The sequence below is a fragment of the Bradyrhizobium sp. SEMIA genome (assembly GCF_014844175.1).
GTDB classification, from domain to species: Bacteria; Pseudomonadota; Alphaproteobacteria; order Rhizobiales; family Xanthobacteraceae; genus Bradyrhizobium; species Bradyrhizobium arachidis.
Genome location: NZ_CP046601.1, coordinates 2850655 through 2866487, shown reverse-complemented (window position 1 = coordinate 2866487; position 15833 = coordinate 2850655). Strand labels below are relative to the sequence as shown.

The following is a 15833-nucleotide window of genomic DNA, read 5'->3' as shown; positions in this document are numbered from 1 at the left end:
CAGCCGGTCCGGCGCGAGGGCCAGCGAGGCCGTCGGGTCACACCCCGGCACCGGCGACGGGACGGCTTTCTTGCGCTCCCTGCCGTGAAGGCTACTGTGCTCGGCAGTTGCAGCAATGGAATTGATCATGTCACTCAAACTGTTCGAACTCGTCGGCACCGACGCGGCGCGCCCCTTCAGCCCGTATTGCTGGCGCACGCGGATGGCGCTAGCGCATAAGGGCCTTGCGGCGGAATCGCTGCCCTGGCGCTTCACCGAGAAGAGCGCGATCGCGCCGCACGGCTCGGAAAAGGTTCCGGTGCTCTTGCATCACGACAAGCCGGTAATCGATTCCTGGGCGATCGCGAATTATCTCGAGGACAATTTTCCGGATCGCCCATCGCTGTTCGGCGGTGAGGGCGGCCGCGCCATGGCGCGCATGCTCAATGCCTGGGGCGACATCGCCATCGTCGGCGGCATCTTTCCGCTGATCGTCGCCGACATCCCGCACAATCTCGCCGACGTCGACGCCGCCTATTTCCGCCAGTCGCGCGAGGCGCGTTTTGGCGGCAAGAGCCTGGAACAGGTGATGGCGAACCGCGATACCGGCGTGGTCGCGTTCCGCAAGTCGCTGGAGGTGATGCGGCAGACCCTGAAGAAGCAGCCCTTTATCGGCGGCAGCGCGCCGAACTATGCCGACTACATCGTGTTCGGCGGCTTCCAATGGGCGCGGGTGACGAGCCCGTTCAAGCTGCTCGAAGCGGATGATCCGGTCTACGCCTGGCGCGAGAAGCTGCTCGATGCGTTCGACGGCATGGCGCGCAAGTCGCCGGGGCACGCGGTGTAGGGCACACTCTCTCCACTGTCGTCCCTGCGAACGCAGGGACCCATACCGCGTGATCTATCGAGCGTGCTTGGTATGAGTACCGAGCGACGGTCTTTCGCCAAACTTCTCCCTGTGGTTATGGGTCCCTGCGTCACGTGCGCAATTGCGCACTGGGCAGGGACGACAGCTAGGGTGTGGTGGCCTTCTCGCACTTAACGAGCAGCGCTCGCCGCGCCCGCCGCCTTCCGCAAACACTCCCGGCACAGACAATCCTCGCCCTCGACCGGCATCGGCAGCTTTGCGGTCTCCTCCGCGCACCAGCAATTGCCCGAGAGGTCGCAGCCGAACTCGGTGCCGCAGCGGGAGCAGGTGAGGCGGCGCGGTTCCGGCGCCGGGGATTCTTTCGGGATTGTCATGATTTACGCAAAAGCTTCGGCGTCATTTTCATGTCGGGTTCATCTGCCGCTGCGGTATATTAGGCGCCGCGCACGTTTCAGGAAAGCGGTTGGCAAGGCGCGAAGGACAAATCGATGGCCCGCGATTCGCAAGCCGCCCTCGTCGCGCTCAACCGCTTCGGTTTCGGCGCCCGCGGCGGCGCATCCGGCGATCTCATCAATGCGGCCTCCGATCCCAGAGGCTTCGTGAAGGCGGAACTGGCGCGCCCCAACGGCGTGCTGCTGGAAGCGCCGGGCCTGCAATCGACGCCGCAGCTCGGGCAGGCGGTGTTTGCCTATCAGGACCAGGTCAAGCAGGCGCGTGAGGCGGCGAAGGCCGCCGCGCCCGCTGAAGCGCCACAGCCGGCGCCGGCCGACCAGAAGCCGGGCCTCCGCAGAAACCTCTCGCTGAATGCGGTCGCAACCGAGATTGCCGGCCAGATGACGGAGGCGAAGCCGGCCGACACTGCGGCGAAGCCCGAGATGATGCAGCCGGGCGCTGCCGCGCCGCCGGCCGCAAAGCCTGCACCGCAGCCGCTCAACGTCATCCAGCGCTGCCGCGCCGCCGGCCGCAAAGCCTGCACCGCAGCCGCTCAACGTCATCCAAAAGACCTTTCGCGCCGAGGCGCTGGCGCGGTTGCAGCGCGCGACGCTGGTCGAGTGCGGTTTCACCGAGCGGCTCGTCGTGTTCTGGTCCAATCATTTCTGCATCTCCGCCAGCAAGGGCGAGCTGGCGCGGATCTGGGCCGGCGCGTTCGAGCGCGAGGCGATCAGGCCGCACGTGCTTGGGCGCTTCGCCGACATGCTGAAAGCGGTCGAGCAGCATCCGGCGATGCTGTTCTTCCTCGACAACCAGCAATCGCTCGGCCCGGATTCGCGCGCGGGGCAAAACCGCAAGCGCGGGCTGAATGAAAATCTCGCGCGCGAGATCATGGAGCTGCATACGCTCGGCGTCGGCGGCGGCTACACGCAGGAGGACGTCACCTCGCTCGCGCGCATCATCACGGGGTGGACCTTTGCCGGACGGCAGGGGCAGCTCGGCACACCCGGCTCCTTCGTGTTCAACACCAACGCGCATCAGCCCGGGCCGCAGGTGCTGCTCGGCAAGACCTACGAGCCGGCGGGCCTCGCGCAAGGCGAGGCGGCGCTCGCCGACATCGCGCGCCATCCCTCGACCGCGAATTTCATCGCGACAAAGTTCGTCCGCCACTTCGTCGCGGACGATCCGCCGCCGGCGCTGGTGGCGCGGCTGCGCGACGTCTTCGTCAGGACCGATGGCGACCTCAAGGCGCTTGCGACCGCGCTGGTCGATTCCGACGAAGCCTGGAAAGCGCCGCTGACCAAGATGCGCAGCCCTTACGATTTCCTCATCGCAAGCGGCCGGCTGCTCGCGCGCGTGCCGGAGGATCCCGGCACCTACCTCAACAATCTCAATCTGCTCGGCCAGCCGCTGTGGTCGCCGGCCGGCCCCAACGGTTTTCCTGACACCAGCGCCGCATGGGCTGCGCCGGAAGGCATCAAGCTCCGGCTCGACATCGCCGCGCAAATGGGCGCGCGGCTCGGCAACAACATCGATCCGCTCGACCTGCTCGAATTCGCTGCTGCGGATGCCGCGTCCGTCGAGACGCGCAAGACCATCGAGCGCGCGGAGTCGCGCCAGCAGGCGCTGGCGCTCTTGCTGATGTCGCCGGAAATGCAGAGGAGATGATGATGATCGACTGCGTCGAGAACCGGCTCCTCACCTCGCGCCGCGGCCTCTTGCTCGGCGGCGCCTCCTTCGCGGCCTGGGCCTATTTGCCGAAATTCGCGCGCGCGGCCGACGGGCGCGATCCCAGGTTGATTGTCGTGATCCTGCGGGGCGCGCTCGACGGGCTCTCGACCGTCGCGCCGGTGGGCGATCCCGATTATGCCGGCCTGCACGGCTCGATCGCGCTCACCGCGGATGGTGCGCATCCCGCGATCATGCTCGATCCTTTCTTCGCGCTGCATCCGTCGATGCCGGAATTCGCGCGCATGTATCGCGACATGCATGCCGCGGTGATCCACGCGGTCGCAACGCCCTATCGCGATCGCTCGCATTTCGACGGCCAGGACGTGCTTGAAAGCGGCTATGCCGCCGGGCCGCGTGCAATCCGGCTGGCTCAACCGCGCGCTGGAAGCGCTGCCGCGCGGCGAGCGCGTGTCGAGCGGGCTTGCGGTCGGCCCGACCACGCCGCTGGTGCTGCGCGGCAATGCGCCGACCGTCGGCTGGGCGCCGGTGGCGCTGCCGCAGGCCGATGACGACACCGCGATGCGCCTCGCCGATCTCTACCGCCACCGCGATCCCGCGCTGGCTGCGGCATTGTCGCAAGGCCTCCAGCTCGAGAAGGCAGCGAACGGCGACGACATGAAGCGCAAGCCCGGCAACCAGGTCGTGCAGATGCGCCAGGTCGCGCGCGGCGCGGCAAAACTGATGGCGGCCGATGACGGCCCGCGCATCGCCGCGCTCGCCTTCGACGGCTGGGACACACACGCCAATGAAGGCGGTCCGGTCGGGCGTCTCGCTTTCCTGCTTGGCGGCCTCGACGGCGCGCTCGCCGAATTCGAAAGCGGCCTCGCTGATCGCTGGCGCGATACCGTCGTCGTCGTCGCCACCGAGTTCGGTCGCACCGCGCGCATCAACGGCACCGACGGCACCGATCACGGCACCGGCACCATCGCGCTGCTTGCCGGCGGCGCCGTGAAAGGCGGCCGCGTCATTTCCGACTGGCCCGGCCTCAAGCTCGCCAATCTCTACGAGGGCCGCGACCTCAAGCCGACGACAGATCTGCGCTCCGTGATCAAGGGCGTGCTGCAAGGCCAGTTCGGCTTGTCCGATCGCGTGCTGGCGGAAACGGTGTTCCCCGATAGCGCGGCGGCACGGCCGATGAAGGGATTGGTTGCCTAACCCACAAACGCTCGTCATTCCGGGCCCGCGCCTTGCGGCGCGTCCCGGAATGACGACATGATGAGCCGGACATCAGGAGATCACCGCATGTACATCGCCATGAACCGCTTCCGCGTCGCCAAAGGCTCCGAGGCTGCCTTCGAGCAGGTCTGGCTCACGCGCGACACGCATCTGGACAAGGTGCCGGGCTTCGTCGAATTCCATCTGCTGCGCGGGCCGGAGCTGGAGGACCACACGCTCTATGCCTCGCACACCGTGTGGGCGAACCATGCCGCGTTCGAGGCCTGGACGAAATCGGAGGCGTTTCGCGCCGCGCATCACAAGGCGGGCGACAACAAGCCGCTTTATCTCGGCCATCCCCAATTCGAGGGGTTTGAGGTGATGCAGACCGTGGGACGCGGCGCCAGATAGCGCCGCGCCGGAGAGATCAGCGCCGCAAAAATCAGCCCAGCGTGATCCTGTCGATCTCCGCCATCTCCTCCGCGCTGAGCTTCCAGGCGATCGCCTTGACGTTCTGCTCGATCTGCTCGACGCGGGTCGCACCCGCGATCACGCTCGACACCTGCGGACGCGCGGCGAGCCAGGAGAAGGCGAGCTCCAGCATGCTGTGCCCGCGCGCGGTCGCAAATGCCTGCAGCTTCTCGACGATCGCCTCGTTGCGCGGCGTGACGTAGCGGTCGCGCAATCGCGGCGTCTGGCCGAAGCGGGTGTCGCCGGGCGCGGCCTCGCCCTTCCGGTATTTGCCGGTGAGAAGGCCGCTCGCGAGCGGGAAGAACGGCAACAGGCCGAGCTTGTATTCCACGGCTGCCGGCAGCAGGTCCTTCTCGATGTCGCGCACGACGAGTGAATATTCGTCCTGGCAGGAGACGAAGCGGCTGACATTCATCGCGCGCGCGACGTATTCGGCTTCCGCGATGCGCCAGGCCGGGAAGTTCGAATTGCCGATGTAGCGCACCTTGCCCTGGCGGACGAGATCGTCGAGCGCGCGCAGGCTCTCCTCGATCGGCGTCAGCGGATCGTAATCGTGCTGCTGGTAGAGATCGATGTAGTCGGTCTTCAGCCGCTTCAGGCTCGCTTCCACGGCCTCCATGATGTAGCGGCGCGAGGCGCCCTGCTTGGTGCCGTCCTCCGCCATCGGCTTGGAATATTTCGTCGCCAGCACGATGTCCTTGCGGCGATCGCCCAGCACGGTGCCGAGCACGTTTTCCGAGCCGCCCATGTTGGAATAGACGTCGGCGGTGTCGAACAGCGTGATGCCGAGATCGAGCGCGCGATGGATCACCTTGCGCGAGGCCTCGAGGTCGGTGCGCTGGCCGAAATTGTTGCAGCCGAGCCCGACCGCGGACACGCGAAGGCCGGAGGCGCCGAGATTACGAATTTCCATGGGAGATCCCTGTCAGAAGTCTACAGCGGTGTATTGTGACCGCGGTGCACGCGACCGGCAAGGAGCCCACCTGCGCTGCTGCCATGCGGCCAAAAAAATGCGGCCCCTGTCAGACGCGGCGACTGACGGGGACCGCTTTGGGGCGCTTGATCGGTGACGGGGGGCCTGATCAGACGCAGCTGCAACTTAATCCCGGTGTGTTACGCGCCAGTGACAGGCAAAGTTATCCACAGGCCGCGTGGTTCGGGAAAAGCCGGCAAAAATCAGAAGATCTTGCGATAGACGATGAAGCCGGAGCGCTCGGCGACCTTGTCGTACAGGCTCTGCGCGGTGACGTTGGTCTCGTGCGTCTGCCAATAGACGCGCGGGGATCCCGCAAGCTTCGCGCGCTCGTAGACGCCATAAATCAGCGCCGAGGCGACGCCTTTGCCGCGCGCGGCTTCCAGCGTGAACAGGTCCTGCAGATAGCAGGACGGCTCGATTGCGGTGGTGCTGCGGTGGAACAGATAGTGCGTCAGTCCGAGCAACTTGCCGTCGCTCTCGGCGACCAGCGCATGCACCGGCTCGTAGGCATCGAAGAAGCGCTGCCATGTCACCTTCGTGATTTCGGGCGCGAGCGCGGTCGGGCCGGAGCGGCCGTAGAAGGCGTTGTAGCCGTCCCAAAGCGGCAGCCATTGGTCGTAGTCCTGCTTCGTGACGGCGCGAATGGCGAGCGACATGTGAGAATTCCGCGAGAGATTGAACTTCATTCATACGGGATGTTCGTGCAGATGATCAAATGTCTTGCGAGACGGATGGATATTCAGTCGTGGCGACAGTGTGCCATGCCCCTCACCCGGATTGCTTCGCAATCCGACCTCTCCCCGCGGAAAGGCGGGGAGAGGTTAAGACGAGCAACGCTCGCTTGGGTAAGGGACGCGCCGCTCTCACACCCCCTCGCCCCGCTCTTGCGGGGAGAGGGTGGGGTGAGGGGCTGTCTCCGCGAGCGCCGGTTCGGATTGTAACGCAGCGGATGGCGCAGTCGCATCACTCCGCGACGCGAAGATACCGGATCAGCTTGCGGTTCTGGGGATCGCGCAGCGAGCGGTAGTAGTCGGCGCGTTCCGGCGCGTCGGTGTGGCGGACGAGGTCAGTCACCGGCGTGTAGCTCAGCATGCGGCCGCCGTCGGGCAGCACGTTGCAGACGAAGCGCAGCACCTCGCCATTGCGCAGCTTGATGTTGATCGGCGTGGCATCGCCGACCCGTACCATCTCCATGCGCTGCGCGATGAAGGTGCTGAGCTCGTCCTCGGGCAGCTCGAACGCGCCGGTGTCGCGGCCGTGATACATCAGCGCGATGAACGGCGGCTTGCCGTCGGCGATCTCGTCCGGCAGCGCAAAATAATCGCGGAACGCGCGGTTGATGAATTCGGCCCGCGTCTCGGCATCGAGCAGCACGATGCCGATGTCGACCTGGTCGAGCGCGGCCGACAGCCGCGCGGCGGTGGCGTGGCTCTGGCGCTCGGCGGCGAAGGTGGCGAGCAGCCGCTCGCGCATCAGGCCGGTGATGCCTGCAGTGCCGAAGGCGGTCACGGCGAGGAGGCCGACTAGGTCGGCGCGGCATGGAGGGACATGGCGCGATGGCCGAGGCAGAACAGCGCCGCGCCGATCACGGCGAGCGCCGCGCTGGTCATCGCGGAGGCGAAACCCGACAGCGCGCCGGCAAGCGCGACGACACAGACGAACACCGGCGCAGGCGAGGGAAGGGGAATGGTGCGATCGAGCAGGATCGCGAGCAGCGCAATCGCTGCCGTCAGCACCGGACCGGAGATCGCACGCCATCCGAACCGCATCTCGTTCCTCCCTGAACGAGTAAGGCGGTCAGACTGACCTACCGTTGCGCGAGCGCAATCCGATTTCGTGCGGTGCGCTTAAGAGGCGCTTGTGGTTCCGGGCAAAGCTTTCGGATGATTTAGAGCGTTTTCGAGCGAAGTGGATACCGGTTCGCGTCAAGAAAACGCGTCAACACAAGAATCCGGAGCCCGGTTCCGATTCCGGCGGAGCGGGGCTCTAGCCCAAATGCATCTGCTTCACGCGCTGGTGCTGCGCCGGGACATTGAGCGTCGACGTTCCCGGACCCTTGCGCGTGCCGACCAAGATCAGCAGCGACGCTGCGACCAGGATGGCCGCGGTCAGGGTGATTGCAACGATGACCACAGGTGATTTCATCGACGTCCTGTCGCGATGCCGGTTGGCGGGGCCACGCGGCGCCTTGAAGGCTGGTCGAGGATGAGACGGGAATCAGACCGGCAGGCCCATCGCCATGGTCGCCTTGGTCGACAGCACCGTCAGGGTGACGATCAGGCACAGCGAGAGCGCGGCGACGGCGAGCGAGGCCGCGACCGCGTTGGTCAGCCGGGAAGACGAAACGGTATCGGTATGGCCCTGAAAGCCTGCCGTGCCGGACGCCCGAATCATGGTCTAAATCCTTCAACGTGCGAGCGAATCACCCGCGACATCGAACAATTTCACTATTTCAACGGGCAATATTGCGGCGGCTATCGCGCCGAAAATGGCGAGATTGCGGCGAAGATGAACCTTATACCCGTTATTCGCCAGCGCGGGCGCGCCCTCAGGCGCCCGCGGCGATGCTGGCGGGATCGTCGATGTCGGCTGGCCGCCAGTCCATCGACACGAAGCCGGGCGTGGCTTCTACCCGCTTCAGCCAGTCCCGAATCGCCGGGAAGGTCGAGAGGTCGAAGTCGCAGCGATCGGCGAGGTGGGTGTAGCCGTACAGCGCGATGTCGGCGACCGTGAGCTGGCGGGCGGCGAAATAGGCGTTGGTCTTGAGATGGTTCTCCATCACCTGCAGCGCGCCATAGCCGCGCTCCATCCAGTCCTCCAGCGCGTGCGTCTGCAGGTCGCGGCCGCCCTTGACCAGCGACAGCCAGAAATAGGCGGCGCCGATGTTCGGCTCGAGCGCGTGCTGCTCGAAGAACATCCATTGCAGCGCCTCGGCGCGATCGATGCGGTTCTCCGGCGCGAGCGGCGTGCCGACGGCGACGTACCAGAGGATGGCGTTGGACTCGGCGAGAAAGCGGTCGTCGCCGACATCGAGCAGCGGCACCTGGCCCGACGGATTCTTGGTCAGAAAATCCGGCGTGCGGCTTTCGCCGCGCAGAATGTCCACCTCGATCGCTTCGTAGGGCACGTTGAGCAGCGCCAGCGCAAGGCGGACCTTGTAGCTGTTGCCCGAGCGTTGCATCGAATAGAGCTTGTACATTCGGGGAGTTTCGAATCCGTGGTTGGGAAAGGCGCGGCACGTGTTGCCCCGCAGCGCGGATAAACAATGATGCCGATGCGAATCCGCCGCAAGAGCCAGCCGATAGAAAAACTCGAAAACCCTACCGCACTGCAACGCCGCGGAAGATCATTTTCGCGCGACGATGCAAATGAGTTCACGCTTGCGTCAACGCGTGGACGCATTCGACCGTGCATTGGTGCCAGAGGGTTGATCGATCCAGTTGAGGCGGGGCGTTGACGCCTCCACGATCGTCATGGCCGGGCATAGCCGTCCGAAGGACGGCGTCGCTTCCGCTCGCCTATGACCCGGCCATCCACGCCTTGCCACGCGGCAAGAAGAACGTGGATGCCCGGGACAAGGCTGGGCATGACGGCGTGCTGCTTTCATAACGGCACGCAACACGCAAAATTGCTCCGAGGACAAGCCTTGCCGGATATGAGGGGTTTGCCCGGCAAAGTTGCGGAAAATTGCGGGAAATCGCGCCTTGAAACGCTCCAAATCCGTAAACTTTTGCGAGATCGGGCCGAAGTTTCTTGCGGCGCAGCGGCACACGTTTTAGGGTGGTCACATTCCCACAATCAGAGTCGTGAGGCGAAAGGCTTCACGACGCTTGTCAGGAGATGACGATGTCCTTCCTTGCCGCTGCGCTCGACCGTGTGAAGCCGTCCGCGACCATCGCGGTCACGGATAAAGCACGCGCGCTGAAAGCGGCGGGCCGCAACGTCATCGGCCTTGGCGCCGGCGAGCCCGACTTCGACACGCCCGCCAACATCAAGCTGGCCGCGATCCGCGCCATCGAAGCCGGCAAGACCAAGTACACCGCGGTCGACGGCATTCCCGAGCTGAAGGACGCCATCATCGCGAAGTTTCAGCGCGAGAACGGCGTCGCCTACAAGCCGAACCAGATCATCGTCGGCACCGGCGGCAAGCAGGTGCTCTACAATGCGCTGATGGCGACCATCAATCCGGGCGATGAGGTGATCATCCCCGCGCCCTATTGGGTCAGCTACCCTGAAATGGTTGCGCTCGCCGGCGGCGAGCCGGTGCCGGTGGTCTGCACCGCCGCGACCGGCTTCAAGCTCGGGGCCGAGGCGCTCGAGCGCGCGATCACGCCGAAGACCAAATGGGTCATCCTGTGCTCGCCGTCGAACCCGACCGGTGCCGCCTACACCCGGGCCGAGCTGAAAGCGCTCACCGACGTCTTGGTCAAGCATCCGCATGTGTGGGTCATGACCGACGACATGTACGAGCACCTCGTCTATGACGACTTCCAGTTCACTACGGTCGCACAGGTCGAGCCCAGTCTCTATGACCGCACGCTCACCGTGAACGGCGTGTCGAAGGCCTATTGCATGACCGGCTGGCGTATCGGTTATGCCGGCGGCCCGGCGCAGCTGATCAAGGCGATGTCGACCATCCAGTCGCAGTCGACCTCGAACCCCTGCTCGATCGCGCAGTGGGCTTCGGTCGAGGCGCTGAACGGTCCGCAGGATTTCATCCCCGCCAACAACAAGGTGTTCAAGGAGCGCCGCGACCTCGTCGTCTCCATGCTCAACCAGGCCAACGGCATCGAGTGCCCGCGGCCGGAAGGCGCGTTCTACGTCTATCCGTCCTGCGCCGGCACGATCGGCAAGAAGGCGCCGTCGGGCAATGTGATCTCGAACGACGAGCAGTTCGTCACCGAGCTGCTCGAGACCGAAGGCGTCGCCGTGGTGCAGGGCTCGGCCTTCGGCCTCGGCCCGGCCTTCCGCATCTCCTACGCGACCAAGACCTCCGACCTCGAAGACGCCTGCAAGCGCATCCAGCGCTTCTGCGGCAATCTGCGGTAAGCTCATTCCAATCGAAACGAAAAGGCCCGCTTCGCGCGGGCCTTTTTTATTTGGTGGCTCGATGAGGTGGAGTCGGATGGACTATTGCTTTGGTTGGCGTTGTGCCTTGCCCCTCACCCGGATTGCTTCGCAATCCCGACCTCTCCCCGCGGGAAAGGCGGGGAGAGGTATAGACGAGCAACGCTCGCTTGGGTAAGGGACGCGCCGCTCTCACACCCCCTCGCCCGAAAGCCGTACCTGAAAGCCAACCCAACATAACAGTTGCCGGATCGGCGCTCCGCCCCGGACAACGCTACGCGTTGCCAAGGCTACGCTTGTCCGGGACGACAGCGGAGATTGTGGCCGCGATCTTCGATTACGCCGAGAACCGGTAGGGTGGGCAAAGGCGCACTTGCGCCGTGCCCACGTCTTCTCTCGCTCTAGGAAAGTTGGTGGGCACACTTACGCTTTGCCCACCCTACGGCACTACGGCACCGCCGCTGCGGCTACACCGCAATGATATGATCGTCGATCTCGTCGATCCGGTTGACGCCGCACAGACCCATCGTGGTCAGCAGCTCCTTCTGGATGATGTCGATCGCCTTGGCGACGCCGGCCTGGCCGCCGGCGCCGAGCCCATAGGCATAGGCACGGCCGATCATACAGGACTTGGCGCCGAGCGCGAGCGCGCGCATCACGTCCTGGCCGGAGCGGATGCCGCCGTCGAACATGATCTCCATCTTGTCGCCGACCGCATCCGCGATCTCCGGCAGCACCTCGATCGAGGATGGCGCGCCGTCGAGCTGGCGGCCGCCATGGTTCGACACCACCAGCGCCTGCGCCCCGGTCTTCGCCGCTTCCTCGGCGTCTTCGACGTCCAAAATGCCCTTGATGATGAGCTTGCCCGGCCAGATGCTGCGGACCCACTCGACGTCCTTCCAGTTCAACGACGTGTCGAATTGCGATGCCGTCCATTCGGCGAGACGGTTGAGATCCTCGGTGTTCTTCACGTGGCCTGCGATGTTGCCGAAGGTGCGGCGCTTGCCTTGCAGCACGCCCGAGACCCAGGCCGGCTTGCTGGCGAAGTCCAAAAGCTTCGATAGCGACCATTCCGGTGGCACCGTCATGCCGTTCTTGATGTCGGCATGGCGCTGGCCGATCACCTGCAGGTCGACGGTGAGCACCAGTGCGCTGCACTTGGCGGCGGCGGCGCGCTGGATCAGCTCCTTGATGAAGCCGCGGTCCTTCATGACGTAGAGCTGGAACCAGAACGGCTTCTCGACATTGGCGGCGATGTCCTCGATCGAGCAGATCGACATGGTCGATTGCGTGAACGGGATGCCGGCGGCCTGCGCGGCGCGGCAGGCGTAAATCTCGCCGTCGCCATGCTGCATGCCGAGCAGGCCCACCGGCGCGAGGATCAGCGGCATGGTCGAGGGCTCGCCCAAAATCGTGGTCGAGGTGTCGCGCTTGGAGACGTCGACCAGGATGCGCTGGCGGAATTTGATCGCCTGCAGGTCCTCGCGGTTGGCGCGCAGCGTTTCCTCGGCATAGGAACCGCGGTCGCAATAGTCGAAGAACGCCTTCGGCACGCGGCGCTTATGCAGCGCGCGAAGATCGTCGATACAGGTGATGTGCTTCATGAACGTTCCCCGGCCCGTCTCGTCTCGGAAGTCTTGCATCGGATGATTGAGGGGTCATCTAGCATGGTTGGATGCACAGCCAAATCGTTTGAGAGGAGGGCGCCATGACGAAGCCGCAGACGGGACCTTCGCCGGAACAGATCAAGGAGAAACAGGCCCTCGAGGACGCACTGGAAGAGGGGCTGGAGGAGACCTTCCCGGGCTCCGATCCCGTCAACGTCACCCAGCCGCCGCCGAGCCGCGACGATGGCCATGTCAAGCGCTCGGGCTAGGCCGGGTTCCACTCCGATTGCGGCGCTGCGGCAGGAAATATAATGTTAACAACCCCTTATCGACGGAGGGAGTACCCCTGTTCCGTAACGATTGATCACATTTTTTGAAGCCAAGTTGACCGCGTTGGGCTTATAAGACCCTCAGCAAATCAGGGATGCGGGGCCCGAACGGGCAGCCCGTGGTTGTAGAGGGGTCCCCTGGTTGTTGCTCTGGGGGACGATATGAGTCGCAAATATTTCGGGACGGACGGGATCCGGGGCCGCGCCAACGGACTGATCACGCCGGAGCTCGCGCTCAAGGTCGGCCAGGCCGCGGGCCTTGCATTCCAGCGCGGTGATCACCGCCACCGCGTCGTGATCGGCAAGGATACCCGCCTGTCCGGCTACATGATCGAATATGCGATGGTCGCGGGCTTCACCTCGGTGGGCATGGACGTGCTGCTGGTCGGCCCGATGCCGACGCCCGCGGTGGCGATGCTGACCAAATCGATGCGCGCCGATCTCGGCGTGATGATCTCGGCCTCGCACAATCTGTTCGAGGACAACGGCATCAAGCTGTTCGGCCCGCAGGGCTTCAAGCTCTCCGACGACGTCGAGAAGCAGATCGAGCAGCTGCTCGACGAGCCCATCGAGAAGCGTCTTGCGCAGAGCGCGAGCCTCGGCCGCGCCCGCCGCATCGACGGCGTGCATGACCGCTACATCGAATTCGCCAAGCGCACGCTGCCGCGCGACCTCTCGCTCGACGGCTTGCGCGTCGTGGTCGACTGCGCCCATGGCGCCGCCTACAAGGTGGTGCCGGAAGCGCTGTGGGAGCTGGGCGCCGACGTGGTGCCGATCGGGGTCGATCCCGATGGTTTCAACATCAACAAGGATTGCGGCTCGACCTCGCCGGAAGCGCTGTCGAAGAAGGTGCGCGAGATGCGCGCCGACATCGGCATCGCGCTCGACGGCGATGCCGATCGCGTCATCCTGGTCGACGAGCGCGGCCATGTCGTCGACGGCGACCAGCTGCTCGCGGTGATCGCGCAGAGCTGGAAGGAAGACGGACGCCTGTCGCGGCCCGGCATCGTCGCGACCGTGATGTCCAATCTCGGCCTCGAGCGCTTCCTGAAAGGGCAGGGGCTCGATCTCGTGCGCACGCCGGTCGGCGACCGCTACGTGCTCGAGCAGATGCTGGGCGGCGGCTACAATCTCGGCGGCGAGCAGTCCGGCCACATCATCCTGTCCGACTATGCCACCACCGGCGACGGTTTTGTCGCCGCACTGCAAGTGTTGGCGGTGGTGCAGAAGCTGCGCCGCCCGGTGTCGGAAGTCTGCCACCGCTTCGATCCGCTGCCGCAGATCCTCAAGAACGTCCGCCACAAGGGCGGCAAGCCGCTCGACGATTCCGAGGTCAAGTCAGCGATCTCCGACGGCGAGAAGCGCCTCAACGGCCACGGCCGCCTCCTGATCCGCTCCTCCGGCACCGAGCCCGTGATCCGCGTCATGGGCGAGGGCGAGGACCGCATCCTGGTCGAGGACGTCGTCGACACCATCGTCTCCGCGCTGGGCCAGGCCGCGGCGGCGTAAGGTCCTTCAAGCGCGAGCGGCGTGGGGCGATCTCATCCCACGGGCAGTATCGTAGGGTAGCGCAAAGCGAAGCGTGCCCACGTCTGTCGCCGTATCAGAGAGATGGTGGGCACGGCGCAAATGCGCCTTTGCCCACCCTACGATATCGGACTCGCGGAGAGGGTAAGACCCACGCATTCCAGCCATTTGCGATTGGCGCTGGTTCCGCCACCGCCTGCATCGTAATGAGTGGATGCGGCGGTTCGCCGCGCCTGCCGGGATGCTCCATTGAACAAGCCTGTCGTCGTCTCCAAGGAAACGCTGACCGAGCCCGTCGTCGTCAGCGATGTCGCGCCCGCCGTCGCCAAGGCGGCGGGGCCGGCCTATGTTGTGCTCGCCGGCATCAGCTTCTCGCACTTTCTCAACGACACCATGCAGTCGCTGATCGCCTCGGTGTATCCGATCCTGAAGGACACCTATGCGCTCGACTTCGCGCAGATCGGCATGATCACGCTGGCGTTCCAGTTCACGGCCTCGCTGCTGCAGCCGGTGGTCGGGCATTACACTGACAAGAAGGCGCAGCCTTATTCGCTGGCGATCGGCATGGCTTCGACCTTCTTCGGCCTGCTGCTGCTCAGCGCCGCCCACCAATATCTCGTCATCCTCGTCGCCGCCGCGCTGGTCGGTCTCGGCTCGGCGGTGTTTCACCCGGAATCGGCGCGCATCGCGCGGCTCGCCTCGGGCGGCCGCTACGGCTTTGCGCAATCGGTGTTTCAGCTCGGCGGCAGCTTCGGCACCTCGATGGGGCCGGTGCTGGCCGCGCTGATCGTGGTGCCGTTCGGGCGGGGCAGCATCGCCTGGTTCTCGTCGATCGCGTTTCTCGCCATTGTCATTCTCTGGCGCATCGGCCGCTGGTACGCACCGCAGATCACGGCGAAGAAAGCTGCGCCGGCCCACACCCAGCCAGGCGGCCCGAGCTCGCGCCGCGTCGCGGTGGCACTGCTCGTGCTGGTGGCGCTGCTGTTCTCGAAGCAGCTCTATGTCTCAAGCCTGTCGAGCTACTACATCTTCTACCTGATCGATCGTTTCGGCGTGTCGACACAGGCCGCCCAGATCTATCTCTTCATCTTCCTCGCAGCGAATGCGGTCGGCGCCTTCTTCGGCGGTCCGCTGGGCGATCGCTTCGGCCGCAAGATCGTGATCTGGATCTCGATCCTCGGCGCGTTGCCGTTCACGCTGGCGCTGCCCTATGCCGGGCTCTACACCAGCGCGGTGCTGTCAGTGATCATCGGCCTCATCATCTCCTCGACGACGTCGTCGATCATCGTGTTCGCGCAGGAGCTGGTGCCGCACCGCTTCGGCATGATCTCCGGCGTGTTCTTCGGCGTCGCCTTCGGCATCGGCGGCCTCGGCGCCGCCGTGCTCGGCAAGCTCGCCGACCACACCTCGATCGCGTTCGTCTATCAGGTCTGCGCGTACCTGCCGGCGATCGGCCTGCTTGCCGTGTTCCTGCCAAAACTGCCGCAGCACGCGCGTTAACAAAATCTGCGCCGCAGCGTTGCGGCTTCATACATCCTTAGCAATTGCGGTCCTGAGCGCTGGCATTTTTGCAACGCTCGCGCTGCATCCGCGTGTGCAGTGAGAAAATATCAACCTTAAAAATTAGGGTTAAGTGGCGCTTAAGCATTTGGTGCCATCGTCCTCCCGTGAGTTTCCAGAACGTGGGGCGT

The 15833-nt window shown here is 65.0% G+C and carries 14 protein-coding genes and 2 pseudogenes; 8 read left to right on the top strand and 8 right to left on the bottom strand.

The features are described from left to right. The first annotated feature begins 127 nt into the window (after positions 1-127). A complete protein-coding gene (locus FOM02_RS13970) occupies positions 128-826 on the top strand; it encodes a glutathione S-transferase family protein (RefSeq protein ID WP_027562994.1) in 699 nt (232 codons plus the stop codon). Between the two features lie 191 nt (positions 827-1017). Here the strand turns inward: FOM02_RS13970 and FOM02_RS13965 are convergent, their stop codons facing one another. After that, positions 1018-1221, bottom strand: coding sequence for a cysteine-rich CWC family protein (locus tag FOM02_RS13965; RefSeq protein ID WP_028146510.1), 204 nt, complete (start codon positions 1219-1221; stop codon positions 1018-1020). A gap of 517 nt (positions 1222-1738) precedes the next feature. Here FOM02_RS13965 and FOM02_RS13960 point away from each other — a divergent pair. The 3 genes and pseudogenes from FOM02_RS13960 (at position 1739) to FOM02_RS13950 (ending at position 4576) form a co-directional block, all read left to right on the top strand. Continuing rightward, positions 1739-2947, top strand: coding sequence for a DUF1800 domain-containing protein (locus tag FOM02_RS13960; protein ID WP_416207780.1), 1209 nt, complete (start codon positions 1739-1741; stop codon positions 2945-2947). Positions 2948-2949: 2 nt separating this feature from the next. After that, positions 2950-4165, top strand: a pseudogene (locus FOM02_RS13955) (DUF1501 domain-containing protein). Between the two features lie 87 nt (positions 4166-4252). Further along, positions 4253-4576, top strand: coding sequence for an antibiotic biosynthesis monooxygenase family protein (locus tag FOM02_RS13950; RefSeq protein WP_027562991.1), 324 nt, complete (start codon positions 4253-4255; stop codon positions 4574-4576). Between the two features lie 31 nt (positions 4577-4607). Here the strand turns inward: FOM02_RS13950 and FOM02_RS13945 are convergent, their stop codons facing one another. The 6 genes and pseudogenes from FOM02_RS13945 to FOM02_RS13920 all read right to left on the bottom strand — a co-directional run bounded on the left by FOM02_RS13945 (position 4608) and on the right by FOM02_RS13920 (position 8811). After that, entirely contained in the window at positions 4608-5549 is a 942-nt protein-coding gene (locus tag FOM02_RS13945) for an aldo/keto reductase (protein ID WP_027562990.1), read from the bottom strand. A 263-nt stretch (positions 5550-5812) separates the two neighbouring features. After that, positions 5813-6268: a GNAT family N-acetyltransferase gene (locus FOM02_RS13940; RefSeq protein WP_027562989.1), complete on the bottom strand. Its 456-nt coding sequence runs from the start codon at positions 6266-6268 to the stop codon at positions 5813-5815. A 307-nt stretch (positions 6269-6575) separates the two neighbouring features. After that, positions 6576-7381, bottom strand: a pseudogene (locus tag FOM02_RS13935) (PAS-domain containing protein). A 217-nt stretch (positions 7382-7598) separates the two neighbouring features. After that, positions 7599-7757, bottom strand: coding sequence for a hypothetical protein (locus tag FOM02_RS13930; RefSeq protein ID WP_035730709.1), 159 nt, complete (start codon positions 7755-7757; stop codon positions 7599-7601). Positions 7758-7829: 72 nt separating this feature from the next. Next, on the bottom strand, positions 7830-8006 hold the full coding sequence (locus FOM02_RS13925) for a hypothetical protein (protein WP_167336551.1): 177 nt from the start codon (positions 8004-8006) through the stop codon (positions 7830-7832). A 154-nt stretch (positions 8007-8160) separates the two neighbouring features. Next, positions 8161-8811, bottom strand: a complete 651-nt coding sequence (locus FOM02_RS13920) for a glutathione S-transferase family protein (protein WP_027562986.1) — start codon at positions 8809-8811, stop codon at positions 8161-8163. Between the two features lie 647 nt (positions 8812-9458). On the opposite strand from FOM02_RS13920, the gene FOM02_RS13915 reads away from it, so the two are divergent. Then, the gene (locus tag FOM02_RS13915) at positions 9459-10661 is read left to right on the top strand and encodes a pyridoxal phosphate-dependent aminotransferase (RefSeq protein ID WP_027562985.1); all 1203 of its coding nucleotides are present in this window, start codon (positions 9459-9461) and stop codon (positions 10659-10661) included. Between the two features lie 485 nt (positions 10662-11146). Here FOM02_RS13915 and FOM02_RS13910 read toward each other — a convergent pair whose 3' ends face one another. Then, complete coding sequence (locus FOM02_RS13910; RefSeq protein ID WP_027565105.1) at positions 11147-12283, bottom strand: alpha-hydroxy acid oxidase; 1137 nt, start codon at positions 12281-12283, stop codon at positions 11147-11149. Between the two features lie 104 nt (positions 12284-12387). Here FOM02_RS13910 and FOM02_RS13905 point away from each other — a divergent pair, with 104 nt between their 5' ends. The 3 genes from FOM02_RS13905 (at position 12388) to FOM02_RS13895 (ending at position 15642) form a co-directional block, all read left to right on the top strand. After that, positions 12388-12555: a hypothetical protein gene (locus FOM02_RS13905; protein WP_167336552.1), complete on the top strand. Its 168-nt coding sequence runs from the start codon at positions 12388-12390 to the stop codon at positions 12553-12555. Positions 12556-12777: 222 nt separating this feature from the next. Then, positions 12778-14124 carry a phosphoglucosamine mutase gene (gene glmM, locus FOM02_RS13900; RefSeq protein WP_027565106.1) on the top strand — a complete coding sequence of 449 codons (1347 nt, stop codon included), beginning with the start codon at positions 12778-12780 and terminating at the stop codon, positions 14122-14124. A gap of 267 nt (positions 14125-14391) precedes the next feature. After that, positions 14392-15642 (top strand): MFS transporter, encoded by a 1251-nt coding sequence (locus FOM02_RS13895; RefSeq protein WP_027565107.1) that lies wholly within the window; start codon positions 14392-14394, stop codon positions 15640-15642. Positions 15643-15833: the final 191 nt, after the last annotated feature.